Source organism: Nocardioides eburneiflavus (genome assembly GCF_004785795.1).
Lineage (GTDB): Bacteria > Actinomycetota > Actinomycetes > Propionibacteriales > Nocardioidaceae > Nocardioides > Nocardioides eburneiflavus.
Genome location: NZ_SRRO01000001.1, coordinates 2,640,027 through 2,659,752, shown reverse-complemented (window position 1 = coordinate 2,659,752; position 19,726 = coordinate 2,640,027). Strand labels below are relative to the sequence as shown.

Annotated in this window: 19 protein-coding genes; 5 read left to right on the top strand and 14 right to left on the bottom strand. The window is 73.6% G+C overall.

Annotation, left to right across the window (positions count from 1 at the left end; translation table 11 throughout):
• Positions 1 to 2: 2 nt before the first annotated feature.
• From EXE59_RS12485 to EXE59_RS12465, 5 genes are read right to left on the bottom strand one after another with little or no spacing between them, the layout of a single operon-like run.
• A complete protein-coding gene (locus EXE59_RS12485) occupies positions 3 to 647 on the bottom strand; it encodes an SRPBCC family protein (protein ID WP_135839195.1) in 645 nt (214 codons plus the stop codon).
• The gene (gene cutA / locus EXE59_RS12480; RefSeq protein WP_135839194.1) at positions 644 to 3,064 is read right to left on the bottom strand and encodes an aerobic carbon-monoxide dehydrogenase large subunit; all 2,421 of its coding nucleotides are present in this window, start codon (positions 3,062 to 3,064) and stop codon (positions 644 to 646) included. Before cutA ends, EXE59_RS12485 begins: the two co-directional genes overlap by 4 nt.
• The gene (locus EXE59_RS12475; RefSeq protein ID WP_135839193.1) at positions 3,061 to 3,561 is read right to left on the bottom strand and encodes a (2Fe-2S)-binding protein; all 501 of its coding nucleotides are present in this window, start codon (positions 3,559 to 3,561) and stop codon (positions 3,061 to 3,063) included. The genes cutA and EXE59_RS12475 overlap by 4 nt, the downstream gene beginning before the upstream one ends.
• Positions 3,558 to 4,436, bottom strand: coding sequence for an FAD binding domain-containing protein (locus EXE59_RS12470; RefSeq protein WP_135839192.1), 879 nt, complete (start codon positions 4,434 to 4,436; stop codon positions 3,558 to 3,560). Before EXE59_RS12470 ends, EXE59_RS12475 begins: the two co-directional genes overlap by 4 nt.
• Complete coding sequence (locus EXE59_RS12465) at positions 4,433 to 5,860, bottom strand: uracil-xanthine permease family protein (RefSeq protein ID WP_210428977.1); 1,428 nt, start codon at positions 5,858 to 5,860, stop codon at positions 4,433 to 4,435. The genes EXE59_RS12470 and EXE59_RS12465 overlap by 4 nt, the downstream gene beginning before the upstream one ends.
• Positions 5,861 to 6,053: 193 nt before the next feature.
• Here EXE59_RS12465 and EXE59_RS12460 point away from each other — a divergent pair, with 193 nt between their 5' ends.
• Both EXE59_RS12460 and EXE59_RS12455 read left to right on the top strand, forming a co-directional pair.
• A complete protein-coding gene (locus EXE59_RS12460; RefSeq protein WP_135839191.1) occupies positions 6,054 to 6,500 on the top strand; it encodes a GNAT family N-acetyltransferase in 447 nt (148 codons plus the stop codon).
• 229 nt (positions 6,501 to 6,729) lie between these two features.
• A complete protein-coding gene (locus EXE59_RS12455) occupies positions 6,730 to 8,274 on the top strand; it encodes an HNH endonuclease signature motif containing protein (protein ID WP_135839190.1) in 1,545 nt (514 codons plus the stop codon).
• 72 nt (positions 8,275 to 8,346) lie between these two features.
• Here the strand turns inward: EXE59_RS12455 and EXE59_RS23775 are convergent, their stop codons facing one another.
• From EXE59_RS23775 to EXE59_RS12435, 4 genes are all read right to left on the bottom strand, one after another.
• Complete coding sequence (locus tag EXE59_RS23775) at positions 8,347 to 8,703, bottom strand: type 2 periplasmic-binding domain-containing protein (protein WP_168218499.1); 357 nt, start codon at positions 8,701 to 8,703, stop codon at positions 8,347 to 8,349.
• A gap of 126 nt (positions 8,704 to 8,829) precedes the next feature.
• Positions 8,830 to 9,696, bottom strand: coding sequence for a glycerophosphodiester phosphodiesterase (locus EXE59_RS12445; RefSeq protein ID WP_135839189.1), 867 nt, complete (start codon positions 9,694 to 9,696; stop codon positions 8,830 to 8,832).
• Positions 9,697 to 9,820: 124 nt separating this feature from the next.
• Entirely contained in the window at positions 9,821 to 10,837 is a 1,017-nt protein-coding gene (locus EXE59_RS12440; RefSeq protein WP_135839188.1) for a MerR family transcriptional regulator, read from the bottom strand.
• A gap of 74 nt (positions 10,838 to 10,911) precedes the next feature.
• Positions 10,912 to 12,171 (bottom strand): PucR family transcriptional regulator, encoded by a 1,260-nt coding sequence (locus EXE59_RS12435; RefSeq protein WP_135839187.1) that lies wholly within the window; start codon positions 12,169 to 12,171, stop codon positions 10,912 to 10,914.
• 81 nt (positions 12,172 to 12,252) lie between these two features.
• Here EXE59_RS12435 and EXE59_RS12430 point away from each other — a divergent pair, with 81 nt between their 5' ends.
• The 3 genes from EXE59_RS12430 to EXE59_RS12420 are packed head-to-tail and all read left to right on the top strand — an operon-like array spanning position 12,253 to position 15,994.
• Positions 12,253 to 13,026 (top strand): oxamate carbamoyltransferase subunit AllH family protein, encoded by a 774-nt coding sequence (locus EXE59_RS12430; RefSeq protein WP_135839186.1) that lies wholly within the window; start codon positions 12,253 to 12,255, stop codon positions 13,024 to 13,026.
• On the top strand, positions 13,023 to 14,570 hold the full coding sequence (locus tag EXE59_RS12425; RefSeq protein ID WP_135839185.1) for an AllF/FdrA family protein: 1,548 nt from the start codon (positions 13,023 to 13,025) through the stop codon (positions 14,568 to 14,570). Before EXE59_RS12430 ends, EXE59_RS12425 begins: the two co-directional genes overlap by 4 nt.
• The gene (locus EXE59_RS12420; RefSeq protein ID WP_135839184.1) at positions 14,570 to 15,994 is read left to right on the top strand and encodes a YlbE family protein; all 1,425 of its coding nucleotides are present in this window, start codon (positions 14,570 to 14,572) and stop codon (positions 15,992 to 15,994) included. Before EXE59_RS12425 ends, EXE59_RS12420 begins: the two co-directional genes overlap by 1 nt.
• Here the strand turns inward: EXE59_RS12420 and EXE59_RS12415 are convergent.
• The 5 genes from EXE59_RS12415 to EXE59_RS12395 are packed head-to-tail and all read right to left on the bottom strand — an operon-like array spanning position 15,961 to position 19,715.
• Positions 15,961 to 16,641 carry a lysophospholipid acyltransferase family protein gene (locus EXE59_RS12415; protein ID WP_135839183.1) on the bottom strand — a complete coding sequence of 227 codons (681 nt, stop codon included), beginning with the start codon at positions 16,639 to 16,641 and terminating at the stop codon, positions 15,961 to 15,963. The two genes, EXE59_RS12420 and EXE59_RS12415, sit on opposite strands and share 34 nt — an antisense overlap.
• Before the next feature lie 5 nt (positions 16,642 to 16,646).
• The gene (locus tag EXE59_RS12410) at positions 16,647 to 16,979 is read right to left on the bottom strand and encodes an MGMT family protein (RefSeq protein WP_210428976.1); all 333 of its coding nucleotides are present in this window, start codon (positions 16,977 to 16,979) and stop codon (positions 16,647 to 16,649) included.
• The gene (locus tag EXE59_RS12405; protein WP_135839182.1) at positions 16,976 to 17,482 is read right to left on the bottom strand and encodes a hypothetical protein; all 507 of its coding nucleotides are present in this window, start codon (positions 17,480 to 17,482) and stop codon (positions 16,976 to 16,978) included. The genes EXE59_RS12410 and EXE59_RS12405 overlap by 4 nt, the downstream gene beginning before the upstream one ends.
• Entirely contained in the window at positions 17,482 to 18,756 is a 1,275-nt protein-coding gene (locus EXE59_RS12400; protein ID WP_135839181.1) for a DUF58 domain-containing protein, read from the bottom strand. Before EXE59_RS12400 ends, EXE59_RS12405 begins: the two co-directional genes overlap by 1 nt.
• A complete protein-coding gene (locus tag EXE59_RS12395) occupies positions 18,753 to 19,715 on the bottom strand; it encodes an AAA family ATPase (protein WP_135841272.1) in 963 nt (320 codons plus the stop codon). Before EXE59_RS12395 ends, EXE59_RS12400 begins: the two co-directional genes overlap by 4 nt.
• Positions 19,716 to 19,726: the final 11 nt, after the last annotated feature.

Below are 19,726 nucleotides of genomic sequence, written 5' to 3'. Positions count from 1 at the left end.
CGTCAGCGCCGCCGACCGAAGATCCCGCCGACGACCACGCCGAGCACCACGAGGCCGGCGCCGACGGCGACGCCGGTGAGGAAGTCCTGCCGCGAGGCGGCCGCCGGCGCCGGAGCCGGCGCCGTGAAGACCTGGCCGGCGCTGACCGCGCCTCCGGGCGCCGCAGCCGGCGCACCTGCAGCGGCGGCTGCCTCGACGGGAGCCGCTCCCCCGCCGGCCAGCACGCCGTCGACGTTGCCGAAGAACTCCCCGGCCATCCGCCGCGACACGCTCGTCAGCATGCGCTGGCCGACCCCGCCGATCATCCCGCCGACGACGGCGTCGGCGTCGTAGGAGATGCGTGTCGAGGAGCCCTCGGGAGCGAACCGCACGTTGACCGTGGCCCCGATGGTGCCCGGCGCGCCCGCGCCGTCGAGCTTCATCACGAGCGACTCGTGCTCGACGAGGTCGGTGAGCACGCAGGAGCCGGCGTACGTCCCCTTGATCGACGCGACGCCCGCGGTGACCGTCATGGCGTACGCGTTCTCGCCGGTCGCCTCGAGGCGCTCGCAGCCGGGGATCGTGCGGACGAGGACGGCCGGGTCGAGCAGCGCGTCCCACGCCTGCGCGACGGGCGCGGCGAGCGTGTTCTCTCCGGTGAACTTCATGGGGTGCTCCTGGTGGGGGCTTCGGTGGGGTCGGGTTCGTCGGCGTGCGCGAGGCGCAGCTCGAAGAGCTCGGACGGCGAGATGGGCATCGCCGTGATGGGGAAGCCCTCCGCATCCTCGATGGCGGCGGCGAAGACCGCGGCCGACGGGATGACGCCGGCCTCGCCCGCGCCCTTGATGCCGAGCGGGTTGAGCGGGGACGGCGTCTCGAGGTGGTCGATGTCGATCGACGTCGGGACCTCGGTGACGTAGGGCATGAGGAAGTCCATGAACGAGGCGTTGAGCAGCTGCCCGGACTCGTCGTAGGCCATCCGCTCGTAGAGCGCGCCGCCCACGCCCTGCGCGACGCCGCCGTGGATCTGGCCCTCGACGATCATCGGGTTGATCAGGTGGCCGCAGTCGTGCACCACGGCGTACTTGAGGATCGTGATCTCGGCGGTGTCTGGGTCGGTCTCGACGATCACGGCGTGCATGCCGTTGGCGAAGGTCGAGCGCGGCGGGGAGTAGAAGTCCTTGCCCTCGAGCCCCGGCTCGTCGCCCTCGGCGACCGGCGGCTTGCCGGGGTCGCCGACGGAGAACTGGGTGGCGGCCTTGGACGCCTCGTCGAAGGCGTAGCGCAGCGGGTTGGACAGCACGGCGACGGTGCCGAGGTCGATGCTCGCGTCGGTGCCCTTGACGCTCACCACGCCGTCGGCGATCTCGAGGTCCTCCTCGGACGCCTCGAGCGCCTCCGCGGCGATGCGCAGCGCCTTCTCCTTGGCACGCAGCGCCGCGAGGTGGATCGCCGAGCCGCTCATCACCGCGGCACGGGAGGCGAAGGTGCCGACGGCGTACGGCATCTTGCGGGTGTCGCCGGTGGTGACCTCGACGTCCTCGAACCGGACGCCGAGGGTGTCGGCGACGATCTGCGCGAACGCGGTCTGGTGGCCCTGGCCCTGGGTGGTGAGGCCGGTGGCGACCTTGACCTTGCCGGAGGTCTCGATGTGGACGTGGGCCCCCTCGTAGGGACCGACGCCGGTGCCCTCGACGTAGCAGGCCAGCCCGATGCCGACCCGGCGGCCCTGGGCGGCCATCTCGGCTCGGAAGTCCTCGAACTCGTCCCAGCCGACGAGCTCCTTGAGCTTGGCCAGCGACGCCGGGTAGTCGCCCGAGTCGTAGGTCAGCTCGCGACCGTCCTGGAAGATCAGCCCGTGCTCGTAGGGGAACTCGTCGGGCTGGATGAAGTTGGCGGAGCGCACCTCGGTGCGGTCCTTGCCGAGGTAGGCCGCGATCGCGTCCATCGTCCGCTCCATCACGAAGCAGCCCTGCGGCCGGCCGGCACCGCGGTAGGGCGTGACGATGACGGTGTTGGTGTAGAGCGACTCGAACACGACGCGGTAGTTCTGCGGCTTGTAGGGCCCGAGCAGCTGCGTGGACGTGATGATCGGGACGATGAGCCCGTAGGGCGTGTAGGCGCCGTGGTCGTGCCAGAACTCGACGTCGAGCCCGAGCACCCGGCCCTCGTCGTCGAAGCCGACCTCGACGTGGTGCTCCTGGGCGCGCTCGTGCGCGGACGAGATGAAGTGCTCACGCCGGTCCTCGGTGTACTTGACCGGCCGGCCGAGCGTCTTCGCCGCCAGCGGGACCAGCAGCTCCTCGGGCCACGGGTGCACCACCTTGACGCCGAACCCGCCGCCGACGTCGGGGGTGATCACGTCGACCTTGGCGAGGTCGAGGCCGAGCTTGGCGGCCACGCAGCCACGCACGCCGGTCGACGTCTGGGTGGACGACCACACGGTCAGCCGCGAGGTGTCGGGGTCCCACCGGGCGACGGTGCCGCGGCCCTCCATGGGCGTACAGGCCGAGCGCTCGATGTCGAGGTCGAGGGTGAGCGTGTGCGGAGCAGCGGCGATCGCGGCGCGGGCGTCGCCGTTCTCCTGCTCCATCCGGGCGCCGACGTTGTCGGGCACGTCGTCGTGGACCGTACGCTCCGCCGCGCGGGCGGCGGCGATGCCGACCACCGGCTGGAGGTGCTCGTAGTCGACGCGGATGCGGGCGACGGCGTCCTCGGCGACGTAGCGGTCGACGGCGACCACGAAGGCGATCGCCTCGCCGACGTAGTTGACCTCCTCGCGCGCCAGCGCGTACTGGGTGCGGCCGTGGGTGAGCGTCGGGTGCGGGATGAGCAGCGGCAGCGGCTCGGCCATCGGGCCGGTGAGGTCCTCCCAGGTCCACACCGCGACCACGCCGTCGAGATCGAGCACGTCGGAGACGTCGATGTCGACGATGCGGGCGTGGGCGTGGGGCGAGCGGAGGACGGCCGCGTGCAGCAGCCGCGGGTCGTCGGTGAGGAGGTCGTCGACGTAGCGGCCCTGTCCGCGCAGGAAGCGCTGGTCCTCCACGCGCGGCACCTTGGCGCCGAAGAGCTTGGTGGTCACTCGTCCCCCTTGCCCAGCTCGGCCGCGCGCAGCACCGACTTCACGATGTTCTGGTAGCCGGTGCAGCGGCAGAGGTTGCCGGCGATCATCTCGCGGGCCTCCTCCTCGCTCGGGTCGGGGTTGTCGGCGAGGCCGGCGGTGATCGTGGTGAGGAAGCCGGGCGTGCAGAAGCCGCACTGGAGGCCGTGGCAGTCGGAGAATGCCTGCTGCACCGGGCTGAGCGACCCGTCGTCCTCGGTCAGTCCCTCGACGGTGGTGATCTCGGCGTCGACGGCCGACACGGCGAGCATCAGGCACGAGCGCACCGGCCTGCCGTCGACGAGGATCGTGCAGGCGCCGCAGACGCCGTGCTCGCAGCCGACGTGGGTGCCGGTGAGGCCGCAGTCGTGGCGCAGCGCGTCGGACAGCAGCCGACGGGCCGGGACCTGCACCTCGTGGACGGATCCGTTGACGTGCAGTCGTACGTCGTGGAGCTGCTCGGCGCCCGGGATGCTCATGCGCTCCTCCCCTGTGTCGTCGTCTGGCGGGCGTGGTGGATGGCGTCCGCCAGGACCCGCGGCGTCAGCACCTTGACCAGGTGGGCGCGGTAGGCGGCGGTGGCGTGGATGTCGTCGGCCGGCTCGAGCTCGGCCAGCGCCGCACCGGCGGGGTCGTCGAGGGCATCGGTGACGTCTACAACGACGGGCACGTCGCTCACCGACACGAAGCCGACCCGCGCGCGGGTGACCTCTCCCCCGGCGGTCTCGACGTGCGCGGCGACCCCGACCAGCGCGTAGTCGCCGTGGCGACGGGCGATCTCCTGGAACGCGACGCCCGCCCCCGGCCCGAGGGCCGGGAAGAACGCCTCGACGGCGATCTCGTCGTGGGCCAGCGTCGACTCCAGCGGCCCCGCGAAGAGCTCGGCGGCGGGGATCGTACGGCGCCCGCGCACCGACGCGACGTCGACCGATCCGTCCAGCAGCCGCAGGACCATCGGCATCTCGGCCGCGGCGTCGGCGTGGACCAGTGAGCCCACCGTCGTGCCGCGGTTGCGGATCGTGGGGTGCGCGACGTGGCTGAGCGCCATCGCGAGGAGCGGCTGGCTCGCGGTCGCCTCGGCCGAGGCGAGCACGTCGGCGTGGCGGGCGAGGGCGCCGATCCGTACGCCCTCCCCGGCCCCGTCCCCGGCCCCGCCCGGAGAGACGGTGACGTGGCCGAGGTCGGGCAGGGCGTTGATGTCGACGAGCATCGAGGGTGCGGCCAGACGCATCGAGAGGAGCGGGACGAGCGACTGGCCGCCGGCCAGCACCTTCGCCCCCTGCTGCCCCGCGAGCGCCGCGAGGGCTTCCTCGAGGGTGGCCGGGCGCAGGTAGGCGAAGGGTGCGGGCTTCATCGGTTGTGCGCGCCTCCGGAGGCTGCGTCGTCGACGCCGCCGTCGTAGCCGGGGTGGCTGAGGTTGCGGGTGACGGTGCCGGCGCCGTCCCCGCCACGGCCCTTGACCATGTGGAAGAAGACGATGACCAGGATCGTGCCGAGGGCGATGCCGCCGAGCTCGAAGTCGTCGCCGAAGGTGAGGGTCACGCCGCCAATGCCGGCGATGATGCCAGCGGCCAGGCCGACCATGTTGACGGGGTTGCCGAAGTCGATGTTGTTCTCGACCCAGATCTTCGCGCCCACCAGTCCGATCATTCCGTAGAGCACGACCGTGATGCCGCCCAGGACTCCGCCCGGGGTGGCGTTGACGACCGCACCGAACTTCGGGCAGAGGCCGAGCAGGATCGCCACGAGCGCGGCGACGTAGTAGGCGGCCGAGGAGTAGACCCGCGTGGCGCCCATGACGCCGATGTTCTCGGCGTACGTCGTGGTCGGCGAGCCGCCGAACGCGCTGGCGAAGGCGGTCGCGATGCCGTCGGCGCCGATGGCGCGGCCCATGTAGGGGTCGAGGTCCTCGCCGGTCATCTCGGCGACGGCCTTGACGTGGCCGGTGTTCTCCGCGACGAGCGCGATGACGCCGGGCAGGACGAGCAGGATCGCGGTCAGCGAGAACGACGGGCCGTGGACGACGGAGACGCCGTCAGCCAGGGTGCCGCTGGGCAGTCCGATCCAGTCGGCGGCCTGGACGGCAGCCCAGGAGACGCGGTCGTGCTCGACCGCCTCACCGTTGCTCACCGGTGTCACGGAGGTGATCGGGCCGATGACGACGTCGGCGAGCCACGACAGCAGGTAGCCGAAGATCAGTGCCAGGAAGACCGCGATGCGCGACCAGAAGCCGGGCAGGGCCACGGCGGCGAACACCATGAACGCCGCCGTCAGCAGGGCGATCCACTGGTCCTGTGGCCAGTAGATGCCGGCCACGACGGGTGCGAGGTTGAAGCCGATGAGCATGACGACGGCGCCGGTGACTGCGGGCGGCAGGATCCGGTGGATGAGCTCGGCGCCGGCGAAGTGGATGAGCACACCCACGGCCGCGAGCACGAGGCCGCCGACGAGGATCGCGCCGGTGACGTACGACGAGTCGTTGCCCTCGTCGAGAGCGCGGATCGCCGCGACCGACGCCACGAACGAGGCGCTGGTGCCGAGGTAGCTCGGCACGCGGTTCTGGACGATCAGCAGGAACAGGATCGTGCAGAAGCCCGAGAACATGATGGCGAGGTTGGCGTCGAGCCCCATCACCAGGGGGAACACGAAGGTGGCGCCGAACATGGCGACCACGTGCTGGGCGCCGAGCCCGATCGTCTTGCCCCACGGCAGCCGCTGCATCGGCAGCACCGCCTGACCGGGTGCGGGATCGACCACGTCCCACTTGAACATCGACATGTGCAGGCCTCCAGATTCGCAGGGGTGTGTACCCGAGAAGCCACAAACTAGTGCGGCCCATCTCACACCCTCACTGGCGACATCTGCCGAAGGAACGCCGCAGTCGCTGACAAGTTCTCGGGTGGGTCGGGCAGATGTCGACCATGACGTGCACGTTCCCGCCTGTCACCTCGCGCACTCGTACGCTTCGGGGATGGAGCTGCGCCGCGCGACCGAGGCCGACGCACGACCCATGGCCGCCATCGCCGCAGCGGCGTACTCCCCCTACCTCGAGCGCTTGGACGGCCTGCGGCCCGGCCCGATGGACACCGACTACGCCGCTGCGGTCGCGGACACCGAGGCCTGGGTCGCCGTGTCCGGTGGCGCCGTCGTCGGCTTCGTGCTCCTCGTCGAGGAGGACGGGTGCCTGCTCCTCGAGAACGTCGCGGTCCTGCCGGAGCACCACGGCCGCGGCATCGGGCGCCGGCTCCTGGAGCTGGCCGAGCACCGGACTGCCGAGCTGGGGCACGACCGCCTCCGGCTCTACACCCACGTGACGATGATCGAGAACCAGGCGCTGTACGAGCGGACAGGCTACGTCGAGACCGCCCGCACCACCGAGCACGGGTTCACGCGGGTGTTCTACGAGAAGCGGCTCTGACCGATCTCCCCATCGGTGGTCGACCAGCCTGTCAGCCATCGCTGGTCGAGTAGCCGGCGAGGAACGAGCCCCGGTGTATCGAGACCCGGGCGACCGTTCGCTGGTCGAGGAGGTCGCGCAGCGACCGTCACGAGACCCCTGACCCGGTGCGCAGACCTGTTCGGAAATACTTCTCCACAGTCGCGTTCTCACAGGTCGCAGTGTCGGTGGGCTCTGGGAGACTGGACCCATGTCCACCACTGCTCCGGCCCCCGCCACCAGCCCCGTGCTGGATCGTGCGGTGCTGGATCGTGCGGTGTCGGATCGGGTGCTGGATCGGGCGGTGGCGGCGATGACGGCGAAGCGTCGCGTGGAGGTCGAGGTGCTGGAGTCCGCGCTGGCGTGGGCGCAGGCGCACGTCGTGTCCGACGAGGAGGTGGCGGCGGGGTGGCGTTCGGAGACGATCCACGCGCCGGGGTCGGCGGCGGCGTTGTTCGGGGAGCGTCCCCTGCCGATCGCCGGGGAGGGTGCCCCGCTGGTCGCGGAGTTCGCGGTGGTCGAGCTGTCGGGGGTGTTGGAGCAGTCCCACGAGGCCACGCTGGCGCTGCTGGGTGACGTGCTCGACCTGGCCCACCGCCTGCCACGGCTGTGGACGCTGGTGCGGTCGCTGGGCGTGCCGGTGCGGCTGGCGCGGGAGGCGGCGCGGGTCTCGCGCGACCTCGACCCGGTCGCGGCCGGCCACGCGGACCGGCTGCTGGTGTGGCAGCCGCGCCGGTTGAACCCGCACCGCATCGGGGTCCTGGTCCACGAGGCCCGCCTGTACGCGGACCCGGACCGGGCGATCGCCGACCACGACCACGCGCTGGAGTCCCGGCGGGTGGAGGTGCGCCACGAGCAGGGCGCACCGGGGGTGAGCGAGGTGTTCATGAGCCTCGACGTGGCTGATGCGGTCGCGTTCGACCACACCGTGTCGACGATGGCCACCACCATGCGAGCCCTGGGTCACCCCGGCGACCTCGGCGTCCGCCGCGCCCACGCGGTGGGGCTGCTCGCGGACCCGCAGCGGGCGCTCGACATCCTGGCTGTCGCGGATGTCGCGGACCCCGACCGGCCGGTCGACCCCGCCGTCGACGAGTCGGTGTGCGTGGCCGAGGAAGCCGCCTACGCGACCCCGGACCCGTTCCGCCGACCCACCACCGACACCCCCTCGAAGATGTCAGGCCGGGCGGGTCGGGCGGGTGAGGTGCGGCTGGTGCTGCACCTCACCGACCGCGACCTCCTCGCCCACGGCATTGACTCCCAGACCGTTGATGCCTGTGGGGTGGCGCGCAGTGACGAGCTCGGCCCGATGCTGCTGGGCCGGCTCCAGACGTGGCTGCTCACCGCCGGCACAGTGACCATCCAGCCCGTCCTCGACCTCGACCCGGCAACGAGCCCGATGCCCGCGGTCGACCAGCACGACCCGCCCGCGCCGATGGCCGCCGCAGTCCGGCTCCGGGACGCCACCTGCGTGTTCCCCGGCTGCAGCCGTCCCTCCGGGCGGGCCGACCTCGACCACATCGTCGAGTACGTCCCCCTCGACGAGGGCGGGCCACCCGGCCAGACCCACCCGGCCAACCTCGCGCCCCTGTGCCGGCGACACCACCGGGCCAAGACGTTCGGCGCCTTCACCTACCACCGCCGACCCGACGGCGCGTACGAGTGGACCCTGCCCTCCGGCAGGCGCATCGTCACCGACCCACCCCGCCCACGACCGAGACCAGGCCCAGGACCACAGCCACGCTCCAGACCCTGACCGCCCCGCCAGCCCGACACCACCGGTGATCGGGCCAGCGGCACGCCCAGGTCCGCGGCGCGGCTGCGGGAGTCACCCGGGAGGTGCGACCACCGCGTCAGCCTGCCCCGACATCCGGAGTGCCTCGGACACGAATCCGCTGGCTTTGAGGTCCTCGACTGCTGCGCGCAGGAACGCCACGGTGTCCGGGTGCCGCCCCTTCGCGGTGCCCACTGCCTGCTGGATCTGCATGAATCGCTGGTCGATCAGGCGCATGTCCGCTCGCCCCTGGACGAAGGCGGTCATCGGTTGGCGGATTCCCGCCGCGGCGTCCAGCCCGTCGTCGAGGAAGACGTCGACGCCCTCCTCGCCTCGCACCACGGTCGCGTGCTGGAGGGTCCGGGTGAGGTGGAGGTCGTACGCGGAGCCGCGCTTGACCCCGATCCGCACGCCGGGCTGGTTGATGTCAGCAGGCGTCTGGTGGCCGGCATCCGCGCGGACCGCGTAGACACCTTCGACCAGGCGCGCCCCGATCTCACTGGCAAGGGCGACCGTGACCAGGACCCGAGCCGGCTGTCAGCCCCGGCGCAGGATGTCGCGCAGCACCTGCGGGTAGTTGGTGATGATGCCGTCGACGTCCCACCTGATCGCCCGGCGCATGTCCTGGCCGGCGTTCACGGTCCACACGTGCGCCTCCATGCCCTGGGCGTGGATCTGGTCGACGGTGGCCTCGTCGATCGCGCCGAGCGCGGGGTTCACCTGCTGCGCCCAGGTCGCGGCGGCGGCGATGTCCGCCGGGGTCGGCCTGCTCCCGTAGAGCAGCCCGACGGTGACGTCGGGAGCCAGGTCCTTGTACGCGCGCAGCCAGGGGTGGTTGAAGGACTGCACGACGACCCGGTCGCGCTGGAGCGCCCGGGTGAACGCAGGGAGCGAACGCAGCTCCTTGTCGAGGTCGACCTCGATGCCGGGGTAGAGCTCGGGCGCCTTGGGCTCGAGCAGCATGCCGGCCCGATCGCCGACCGCGCCGACCCACTCGGCCAAGGTCGGCACCCGCTCCCCCGCGAACTCCGGGGCGAACCACGAGCCGGCGTCGAGCTGCTTGATCTCGGCGAGCGTGAAGTCGCGGACGTTCCAGGGGGCGCGGTCCGGGAAGACCTGCTCGACGTCGGTCGTCCGCGCGAGGGTGACGTCGTGCATGATCACCAGCTCGCCGTCGAGGGTGCGCTGGATGTCGTTCTCGACCACGTCGGACTTCTGCGCGAGGGCGAGCCGGACCGCGGCGAGCGTGTTCTCCGGAGCCGCTCCGGACGAGCCGCGGTGAGCGGTCACCTTGATCGCGGGCGCCGGGGCTGCCGAGGCGCCCGGTGCGGAGAGGGTGCCCACCGAGCCCAGCAGGGCGAGGGCGAGGACGGGTGCTGCGAGGAGTCGCGTCGTACGGCGCATCTGGTGTTCTCCCGAGGAGTGTCGGGCCCAGCCGGTCGGCCGGGCGCTCCCGCCCACCGTGCGCGCCCGAGGCCAACGCACGGTGACGGGAGGCGCAACCGACCGTGTCGGCTGCGTGCCGGCCTCAGGACAGGTCGACCACCACGACGGTGTGGTTGTCCGGCTCGCCGGCGGCGACGACGGCCGCCGCCACGGAGTCCGCGACGTCCTGCGGCTCGCCGTCGGCGAGGAGCAGCGGGGCGAGGTCGTCGACGTACGAGTGGACGCCGTCGGTCGTGAGCGCCAGCCGGTCGCCCGGCCGGAGGTCGACCGCGGCCTCGTCGGCCACGACGCCCGGGGCCAGGGCGCGGTTGAGCAGGTTGCGGTGCTCGTGCGAGCGCGCCTCGTCGACGGTGAGCTGACCAGCGTCGATCAGCGCGGCGACGACCGTGTGGTCGTGGGTGAGCTGCCGCAGCGCACCGTCGCGCACCAGCCACACCCGCGCGTCGCCGACGTGCGTGATGCGCGCGGTTCCTCCTTCGAGGACGACCGCGGTGAGGGTGGTGCCCGAGGTCGGCGCATCGGGCAGGCCCGCCGTGATGTCGGCCGCGACCTCGGCCACGGCGCCGTCGAGGCCGCCGGTCCCGAACGCCGCCAGCGCCATGGCGGCGAGGTCGTCGCGGTCACCGAAGCCGTCGGCGACCGCCACCAGCTCGGGCGTCGCGACGTACGCGTCCTGCTGGCGGTCGCGGCCGCCCCGGAGGTGGCTGGTGCCGAACGTCGCGTGCAGGGTGTGGGTGGAGAGGGTCATGTCGGGTTCCTCGTTCCTCAGGTGGTGGACGAGGGTGGCGACGATGTCGCGGCGGGTCGCGGTGTCTGCCTCGACCTGGACCCAGTACGCCGAGACGGCCTGCGCCATGTCGGCGCGGGAGCCGTCCAGCACCTGCTCGATCCGGGCCAGCGGCATGCCCACCAGCCGGAGCGTCGCCACCAGGCGGGCACGCTCGAGCTGGGCGGGGGCGTACCGGCGGTAGCCCGAGTGCTCGTCGACCTCGACCGGACGCAGCAGCCCGAGCTCGTCGTAGAGCCGCAACGCCTTCGGCGTCAGGCCCGCCGCGCGGGCGAAGTCGCCGATGGTCATCAGGTCACGGGTGCTGGTCATCGTCGCCATCCTCTCCGGTGGCTGTCACCGGTCCGACGACCGTGGGCCCTCCCGCGGGGACAAGGTCAAGCGGATCAGCCGACGATCTCCAGCGCCCGCAGCGCGACCGCCACGTCGAGCCGCAGGTGCGGGTCGGTGGCGACGGGCCCGAGGATCCGCTGCAGCTTGCCGACGCGGTAGCGCATCGTGTTGTAGTGGAAGAACTGGGCGCGCGCCGCCTCGGCCACGTTGAAGTTGGTGTCGAGCAGCACCTGGAGCGTCTCGCGCAGGTCGGCGGCCTCGGGGGTGCGCTCGGCGAGCGGGCCGAGGACGTCGGCCGCGAACGCCGTCAGCTCGGACCCGTCGGGCACGAGGGCGAGCAGCCGGTGCAGGCCGAGCTGGTCGAAGCGGGTGACCGAGCCGCCGCCGTGCACCCGGCGGCCGATCTCGACGGCCCGCTGGGCCTGGCGGAACGCCTCCGGCAGGTCACCGAGGCCGTGGGACACGCGGCTCACGCCGGCGGAGAACGCGATCCGGCCGCCACCGCGGTCACCCCGAACCGCCGCGATGATCCGGTCGACGGCGACGTGCGCGTCGGCGGCGCCGGCCTCGAGGTCGACGGGCACGAGCGTGACGACCTCGCGGCTGAAGGCGACCGAGGCGATGCTCGGGTCGACCGTCGCCGAGACCTGCCGCCACGCGTGGGCGAAGCGGTCCTGCCACGCACGCCGGTCCTCGGGGTCGGGGCCCAGCGCTGCCATCGCGTCCGGGTCGAGCACCGCGACCACCACCATCACCGGCCGGTCGAGGTGCCAGCCGAAGGCCTGCGCGTGCTCGGCGACGTACTCCTCCTCCCCGGCGCGGCCGAGGAAGACGTCGCGGAGGAAGTCGCCGCGGTACTTGTTCTCCACGGCGGTGATCGCCTCGACGCGCGTGACGAGCAAAGCCGCGACGATGGCGGCGCGCTCCAGCGCGTGCACGTCGGAGGAGTGGATCTTCCCGTCCGGGCGCAGAGCCACGAGCCGCGCGAGGTCGACGCCCGCAGCCACCACACGGCGTACGAGCGCCTCGCCCTCACCCACGGCGGTGCCGTCGGCGTCGATCCGCTCGACACGCACCCGGCCACTCGGGTCGAGCAGGTCGGCGGCGGCCAGCGACTCGCGCTGGTTCTCGTCGAGGTGGGCCGCGCGCTCACGGCCGTCGGTCGAGGTGAAGACGACGCCGCAGCCCATCGCCGCACCCACCGCCTCCGCGATCGCAGCCAGGTCCCCGCCCTCGAGGACGATGTGCGTCAGCGCGGTGTGCAGGGCGTCCGCCCGCTCCAGCGCAGCAACCGCCTCGGGGTCGCTTATCAAGTCTTGGCGCACATCAGCCCCTTGCTCCGACAAGTTCTCACATTCGCGAGTCTCCCACGGCCCGCTAGCGTCTGGGGAGTGATGTCCGGACCACTTCCCGTTGCGGCACCACAGCGGGCGCGCCGGCGGCTCCTCACCGCCGCTGACGGTCCCCGGCAGGTCCTCCACGCCAGCAGCTCGGCGATCTACGTCGACCTCGACGGCTGGTGCCTCGGCCTCGTCTCCGCGACGGCGACCCGGGTGCCGTGCGCCCTCTGGTCGGCGCTGCCGGACCTCACCGAGGTCATCGGCCTCGGGCAGCACCGCGGCGCCCCCCACGTCGAGGTACGGGGCGGCACGCTCGTCCTCGGCGGACGCCAGACCCGCATCGGACGCGTCGTCGACGTCACTGCGCCCGCTCCGCGACGCGCCGGCCAGACCCTCGCGCCGCACCCGGCGACCTCCGGGCTCGCCCTGCCCGCCGACGGCCGACTGGTCCCCGCGCACCTCGACGCCCTGCTCGGCCGCGGGCCGGGCCTGACCCCGCTCGGCGACGACGTGCTGGCCGGCTGGCTGGCCACCCGCGCCGCCGCGGGCCGGCCGGACCCCGTGCTGGCCTCGGCCGTACGCCGCCGGCTGGGCGTCACGACGCTGCTGTCCGCGACCCTGCTCGACTGCGCCCTGCGCGGCGAGGTGCTGCCCCAGCTCGCGGACTGGCTCACCTCCCCCTCGAACGGGGCGACCGACGCGCTCCTCGCCGTCGGCGCCACCTCGGGAGCCGGCCTCCTCACCGGCGCGCGCCTCGCGCTGGCCTCGATGCCCGATCAGGACAGCCCCCACGACCACCCCGCCGACCGCCCCGGGAGGGCAGCATGAGCACCACCACCACCAAGGACCACGTGGACCACGTGGACCACGTCGAGCTCCGCAGCGGCGCGTACGCCGACTCGGTGACCCTCCTCCAGGTCAGCCGTGCCGTCCAGGCCACGCCCGGCGTCGTCGCCGCGCAGGTCGCGATGGCCACCGGGCTCAACCTCGAGGTGCTCGAGGCGATGGGCTTTGCCGTTCCACCCGCCTCCGGCAACGACATGGTCGTGGCGCTGCGCCTCGACGCCGACGCCGACGTCGCGCAGGCACTGCAGGCCGTCGACACCGCCCTCACCCCGACCCGCCCCACCACCGGCGACACCACCGAGGCCCCGCCCCGCACCACCGGCAGCGCACTGCGGCGTACGGGTCCCGGCGGCGCCGTCGCCCTGGTCTCGGTGCCGGGCGCCAGCGCCACCGTCGAGGCGATGGACGCGCTCGAGTCCGGCCACGACGTGATGGTCTTCAGCGACAACGTGCCGCTCGCCGAGGAGGTCGCGCTCAAGACGTACGCCTCCTCCCGCGGCGCCCTCGTGATGGGCCCCGACTGCGGTACCGCGGTCATCGACGGCGTCGGACTGGGCTTCGCCAACACGGTGCGCCCCGGCCGGATCGGGCTCGTCGCCGCCTCCGGCACCGGCTGCCAGCAGCTGCTCGCGCTGCTGCACCACGCGGGCGAGCACCTCGCCGCGCAGGGCACCGACGGGGTCGGCGTACGCCACGCGCTCGGCGTGGGTGGCCGTGACCTGTCGGCCGCGGTCGGCGGGCTCGCCACGCGCGAGGCGCTGCGCCGCCTCGACGCCGACCCGGACGTCGACCTGGTCGTCGTGGTCTCCAAGCCCCCCGCCCCCGAGGTCGCCGAGGCCCTCGCCCGTGACACCGACGCGCTGGCGACCCCGGTCGAGCTCGGCCTGCTCGGTCGCGGCCAGCGCGACCTCACCGCCGTCGCCGAGGCCGTGCTCGCGCGCCTCGGCCACGACGCCCCCGACTGGCCCGTGCAGGGCGCCGACGAGTCGGCCGCCGCGACCGGACCGCTCCTGCGCGGCCTCTTCGTCGGCGGGACCCTGTGCGACGAGTCGATGCTGCTCGCGACCGAGGCGCTCGGCCCCGTGCGCAGCAACATCCCGCTCTCCGACGACCTCGCCCTCGACCCGGGCGAGCTGATCGCGGACACCCACACGTTCGTCGACTTCGGCGACGACGCCCTGACCCAGGGCCGCGCGCACCCGATGATCGACCCGACCCTGCGCAACGAGCAGATCTCCCGCGCCGCCGCCGACCCCTCGACCGGCGTGATCCTCCTCGACCTCGTGCTCGGCCACGGCGCCGAGCCCGACCCGGCCTCCCTCCTCGCCCCCGCCATCGAGGCAGCTCGCGCGGAGCGGCCGATCCCGGTCGTCGTCAGCCTCGTCGGCACCGACCTCGACCCCCAGGGCCTCTCCGCGCAGCGCGACGCGCTCGTCGCCGCCGGCGCCGAGGTCCACCTGTCCAACGCGAGCGCCACCCGCCGCGCCCTCGACCTGCTGAGCAACTTCGAAGGGAAGGCCTCCTGATGAGCACCCCCACGGTCGTCACCTGCGGCGCCGACATGTTCGCCGACGCCGTGGCCGGCCAGGCCGTCGACGTCCAGCGCGTCGACTGGCGTCCCCCGATGCCGGGCACCGAGGCAGACCTCGCGACGGTCGCCACCGACCCGCGCCGCGTCGAGGCCAACCGCACGGCCGTCGAGGCGATGCTCGGCGTCACCGCCCACCTCGTCGACGTCGCCCCGGCGAGCGAGGTCCTCGGGCTCGAGCAGGGGCAGTTCCTCCACGCCGGCCCGCCGATCGAGTGGGAGCGTGCCTCCGGCCCCCTACGCGGCGCCCTGATGGGCGGGGCCGCCCTCGAGGGCCTCGTCGACGACCCCGAGGACGCGGTCGCGCTCTTCGAGTCCGGCAGCAGCGTCAGCCTCGAGCCGTGCCACCACCGCAGCGCCGTCGGCCCGATGGCGGGCGTAGTCACGCCGTCGATGTGGATGTGGGTCCTCGAGGACCGCGCGACCGGCCGCCGGACGTACTGCTCCCTCAACGAGGGCCTCGGCAAGGTGCTGCGCTACGGCGCCTACAACGACGAGGTGCTGACCCGCCTGCGCTGGATGGGCGACGTGCTCGGCCCCCTGCTCCAGGCGGCAGTGCGCGGCACCCCGGAGGCCACCGACGTCACCGGCATCCTCACGCAGATGCTCCAGATGGGAGACGAGGCCCACAACCGCAACCGCGCCGGCACGCTGATGCTGTTGCGCGACCTGTCCCCCGCGATGGTGACCAGTGCGGAGGAGGGCGGCTTCCACAGCTCGGACGTCGCCGACGTGCTGCGCTTCGTCGGCGGCAACGACCACTTCTTCCTCAACCTCGCCATGCCCGCGTGCAAGCTCGCCCTCGACGCAGGTCGCGACGTGCCGGGGTCGACGATGGTCGTGGCGATGGCGCGCAACGGCACCGACTTCGGCATCCAGGTCTCCGGCACGGGCGACGAGTGGTTCACCGGCCCGGCGCAGGTCGCCGAGGGCCTCTTCCTCGGCGACTTCGGTCCCGACGACGCCAACCCCGACATCGGCGACTCCGCGATCACCGAGACGGCTGGCATCGGCGGCTTCGCGATGGCGACCGCGCCGGCGATCGTCCGCCTCGTCGGCGGCTCGGTGCCCGACGCGCTGGCCACCACGCGCCGGATGCACGAGATCACCCTCGCGGAGAACCCGCGCTGGACGGTGCCCGTGCTGGAGTTCCAGGGCACGCCCACCGGCATCGACGTGACCAAGGTGTGCCGTACGGGGATCCTGCCGCAGATCAACACCGGCATGGCCGGCGCGGTCGCCGGCGTCGGCCAGGTCGGCGCCGGGCTCGTCACCCCGCCCGCGGAGATCTTCCCGAAGGCGCTCGCCGCGCTCGCGGCCCGGTCGGCTCAGGCCGAGGTGGAGGCCGGCCGCTCGTTGTAGGCGCCGGCCAGCTCCTGGCCGGTCAGTCCCGCGATCGCGGTCATGATCCGGTCGGTGAGGTCGCGGCGGGCGCGGCCGGTGGCGACGCCGTCGTACTCGCCCGCGACGGTGATCGGCTCACCGACGCGCACCGTCACGTCGACGCCGCGCAGCCGAGGGCGGTTGGAGCCGACGGGCTGGATGTCCTCGGTGCCCTGCAGCCCCACCGGGACGACCGGGCAGCCCGCGGTCAGCGCGAGGTGGGCCACGCCGGTGCGGCCCCGGTAGAGCCGGCCGTCGCGTGAGCGGGTGCCCTCGGGGTAGATGCCGAACGCCTCCCCACGCCGCAGCACCTCGAGCGCGGTGTCGAGGCTCGCGATCGCGGCCTTCGTGTCGTCGCGGTCGACGGGGAGCATGCCGAGCCCCTCGAACCAGGCCCGCTGCGCCGCGCCCCTCACCCCCGACCCGGTGAAGTAGTCGGACTTGGCGAGGAAGACGACCTTGCGCGGCACGACCACCGGGATGACCACGCTGTCGAAGAATGACAGGTGGTTGCTCGCCACGATGACGGGTCCCGTCGCGGGCACGTGGTGCAGGCCCTCGACCGTCGGACGCCACACGGCACGGACGAGCGGAGGGATGACGCCGTGCGCGACCGTGTAGAGCATGGGCGTCATTCTGCCCCGAGGCGCGGCGCGACGAAGGCGCGTGTCAGATCCACGGACCCGCTCGGGCGCAGCGGCGTGCCCTCCTCGAGGTAGGCCTGCCTCGCCTCCTCGTCGTGCGACGGCGGTAGCGACCCGTCCGCGCGGACGACGCGCCACCACGGGACCGCGCCACCGTGGGTGGCCATCACGTTGCCCACCAGGCGCGGCCCGCCACGACCGAGCCGCTCCCCGACCACGTCGGCGATGGCGCCGTACGTCGTCACCCGGCCGCGCGGGACCGACTCGGCACACCGCAGCACCAGCTCGGCGTACAGCTCCCGCTCGTCCTCCGTGGTCACCGTGCCTCCGACCGGGTCAGGTGCGCGGTCACCAGCAGCAGCGCCACGACCGCGGCGCCGGTGGCGAGCCAGGTCCCGGGTGGCGCCCAGGCCGGGTCGAGGCCGCGCACCGCGAGCCACGCGACGGGCACGGGCACGAGCGCGAGCAGCCCCCGCACGAGCCACAGGCGCGCCAGGCGCGGGTCGAGGGCGAGCGTCGTGGGCCCGTAGGCCGCGAGCGTCGCCGCCAGGTGGGCGCCGACCAGCAGCACCGCCACGAGGAGCACCCGCCAGTCGAGCACGCCGTGGGTCGCCCACCACCCGCCCGCGAGCACGAGAGGCACCACTCCGACGGCGTGGTCGGGCGAGCGCGCCCACGCGAGGGCGCTCACCGGCACCCCGAAGAGCACCGCCCAGTGCGGCACCTGCGGAAGCGCGAGCGCGAGGGCGACGCACGGCAGCGCGAGGACCAGCGCCCGCAGCAGGACGGCGGAGGGCGCGACACCGGTGGGGAGGAGGCGCATCAGGCACGCACCTTCGGCACCTGCGCGCGACGCGCGAGCTGGTGAAGGACCGTGTCGAGCGTGCCGGGCCCGCGCCACGGCACGACGGGGGTGCCGAGACCGGCCAGGCGCTGGAGGCGGTCGTCGCGCTCGATGCGCTGCATCCGGGCGGCCAGGGACGGGAGCGCGAGGCGGTCGGCACCGCCGGACAGGGCTTCGCCGAGGGTGTCGACCACGATCGCCGAGCCGCCGCGGCGCTGGAGGCTCGCGGTCGCCGTGACGAGCGGGGTGAAGAGCATCGGCGACAGCACGTAGACGACGCTGCCGGCGCCGGCGCCGAGGTCGAGCCGCTCGGGCGGCACGCTGCGAGCCTCGGTCCGTACGCGCGCGAGCGTGCCGTGCAGCCGGTTCAGGTGGCGCGGCCCCGCGCCCAGGGGGACGCGGGTGCCGTCGGCGGCCACCACCAGCAGGCCCACCCGGTCGCCCGTGCGGACGTGGTGCTCGGCCAGCGCGGCGGCCGCCCGCACCGTGAGGTCGAGGGTGCTCGCCGCGCCGTCGACCCCGCCGGAGACCCCGATGTCGCGCAACCCGTCGACCACCAGCCACACCCCGGCGTCCTGCTCGGCGCGGGTGGTGATGACGTGCAGCTCACCGGTGCGCAGCGACACCGGCCAGGTGATCCGCTTCAGCCGGTCGCCGGTGGCGAAGGCGCGGATGCCCTCGAACTCGGTGCCGCCGCCCAGCCGTCGCGAGCGGTGCCGGCCGACCAGCCCGTCTGGTTGCGGCACTTCCGCGCGACTGTCATAGGGCGCGGTCTGCGGCAGCACGCTCAGGCCGTTCTCGGGCAGGTCGAGCGGCCCCCAGCGCCACCCCGCCCAGGCGCTCGTCAGCGCCACACGCTCGGACCCGAGCGCGCGGCGTCCCCAGCGTCGCGGACTGAAGCCGAGCGTCGGCAGTCCCGCGTCGACCAGCCCGCCGACAGCGCCCTGCACCGGCACGGTGGCGACGTGCGGCGCGATCCCGGCCACGCGAGTGACGTGCTCGACCCCGGTGAGGTCGTCGACGTCGAGCCGTGAGGTCGACCCCTGGCCCTCGTGCAGGCGGTGGTGGTCGAGGCGGGCCGACACCCGGGGCGTGGTCCGCGGCCGGGCGGCCAGGCCCATCGCCGCCACGAGCACGAACGGGGCGGCGAGGACCACCAGCGCCTCCTGGCCGAGCACGACCCCGCCGCTGACACCGCCGAGCGCGAGCAGGCACGCCCGCACCAGCGCGGGTGTCGGCCGCCAGGAGGTCACCGCGACTCCAGCGTCCGTGGCGTCTCGACGGAGCCCAGCACCGCGTCGACGACCCGGGCCCCGGAGGCCTGGGTCATCCAGAGGTCGGGCTTGACGGTGATCCGGTGCGCGAGCACGGCTCGGGCGACGACCTTGACGTCCTCGGGGACGACGAAGTCGCGCCCCCGGATGGCCGCCCAGGCGCGCGCGGTGAGCACGAGTCCGAGGCTCCCGCGGGGCGAGGCGCCGGTCAGCACGTCGGAGTGCCCGCGGGTCGCCGCGACGAGCGCCACGCAGTAACGGGCGACGGACTCGTCCACGACCACCCGCTCCACCGCCGCCTGCACGGCCGCGAGCCCGGCGGCGTCGGTGACCTGGACGATGTCGACCTCCTCGCGCTGGCGATCCAGCCGCCGGCGGAGCACGTCGTACTCCTCTCCCGCGCTGGGGTAGCCGAAGCCGACGCGCATGAGGAAGCGGTCGAGCTGCGCCTCCGGCAGCGGGTAGGTGCCCTCGTACTCGACGGGGTTCGCGGTGGCCAGCACGTGGAACGGCCGGGGCAGCGGGTGGGTCTGGCCCTCGACGGTGACCTGGCCCTCCTGCATCGCCTCCAGCAGTGCCGCCTGCGTCTTGGGCGGGGTGCGGTTGATCTCGTCGGCGAGCAGGAGGCCGGCGAAGATCGGGCCCGGCCGGAAGTCGAACTCGGCGCGCCGCTGGTCGTAGACGTACGAGCCGGTGAGGTCGGCGGGCAGCAGGTCGGGGGTGAACTGCGCCCGGGCGAACTCCAGGCCCAGCGCCCCGGCGAAGGACCGTGCGGCCAGGGTCTTGCCGAGCCCCGGGAAGTCCTCGAGCAGCACGTGGCCCTTGGCGAGGATGCCGGCCAGCACCAGCGCCAGCACCTCGCGCTTGCCGACGACGGCACGTCCCACCTCGTCGAGCACGCGCTCGGCGAACTCGGCCACCGCGAGGGGGGCGGCCAGGGCGGCGGCCG

Coding starts and splice junctions, on each gene's coding strand:
- EXE59_RS12460 (WP_135839191.1), top strand. CDS start 6,054: ATGGAGCTGCGCCGCGCGACCGAGGCCGACGCACGACCCATGGCCGCC.
- EXE59_RS12405 (WP_135839182.1), bottom strand. CDS start 17,482: ATGCGCCTCCTCCCCACCGGTGTCGCGCCCTCCGCCGTCCTGCTGCGG.
- EXE59_RS12455 (WP_135839190.1), top strand. CDS start 6,730: ATGTCCACCACTGCTCCGGCCCCCGCCACCAGCCCCGTGCTGGATCGT.
- EXE59_RS12415 (WP_135839183.1), bottom strand. CDS start 16,641: ATGCTCTACACGGTCGCGCACGGCGTCATCCCTCCGCTCGTCCGTGCC.
- EXE59_RS12430 (WP_135839186.1), top strand. CDS start 12,253: ATGTCCGGACCACTTCCCGTTGCGGCACCACAGCGGGCGCGCCGGCGG.
- EXE59_RS12475 (WP_135839193.1), bottom strand. CDS start 3,561: ATGAGCATCCCGGGCGCCGAGCAGCTCCACGACGTACGACTGCACGTC.
- EXE59_RS12485 (WP_135839195.1), bottom strand. CDS start 647: ATGAAGTTCACCGGAGAGAACACGCTCGCCGCGCCCGTCGCGCAGGCG.
- EXE59_RS12470 (WP_135839192.1), bottom strand. CDS start 4,436: ATGAAGCCCGCACCCTTCGCCTACCTGCGCCCGGCCACCCTCGAGGAA.
- EXE59_RS12445 (WP_135839189.1), bottom strand. CDS start 9,696: ATGCGCCGTACGACGCGACTCCTCGCAGCACCCGTCCTCGCCCTCGCC.
- EXE59_RS12425 (WP_135839185.1), top strand. CDS start 13,023: ATGAGCACCACCACCACCAAGGACCACGTGGACCACGTGGACCACGTC.
- EXE59_RS12440 (WP_135839188.1), bottom strand. CDS start 10,837: ATGACCAGCACCCGTGACCTGATGACCATCGGCGACTTCGCCCGCGCG.
- EXE59_RS12420 (WP_135839184.1), top strand. CDS start 14,570: ATGAGCACCCCCACGGTCGTCACCTGCGGCGCCGACATGTTCGCCGAC.
- EXE59_RS12465 (WP_210428977.1), bottom strand. CDS start 5,860: ATGTCGATGTTCAAGTGGGACGTGGTCGATCCCGCACCCGGTCAGGCG.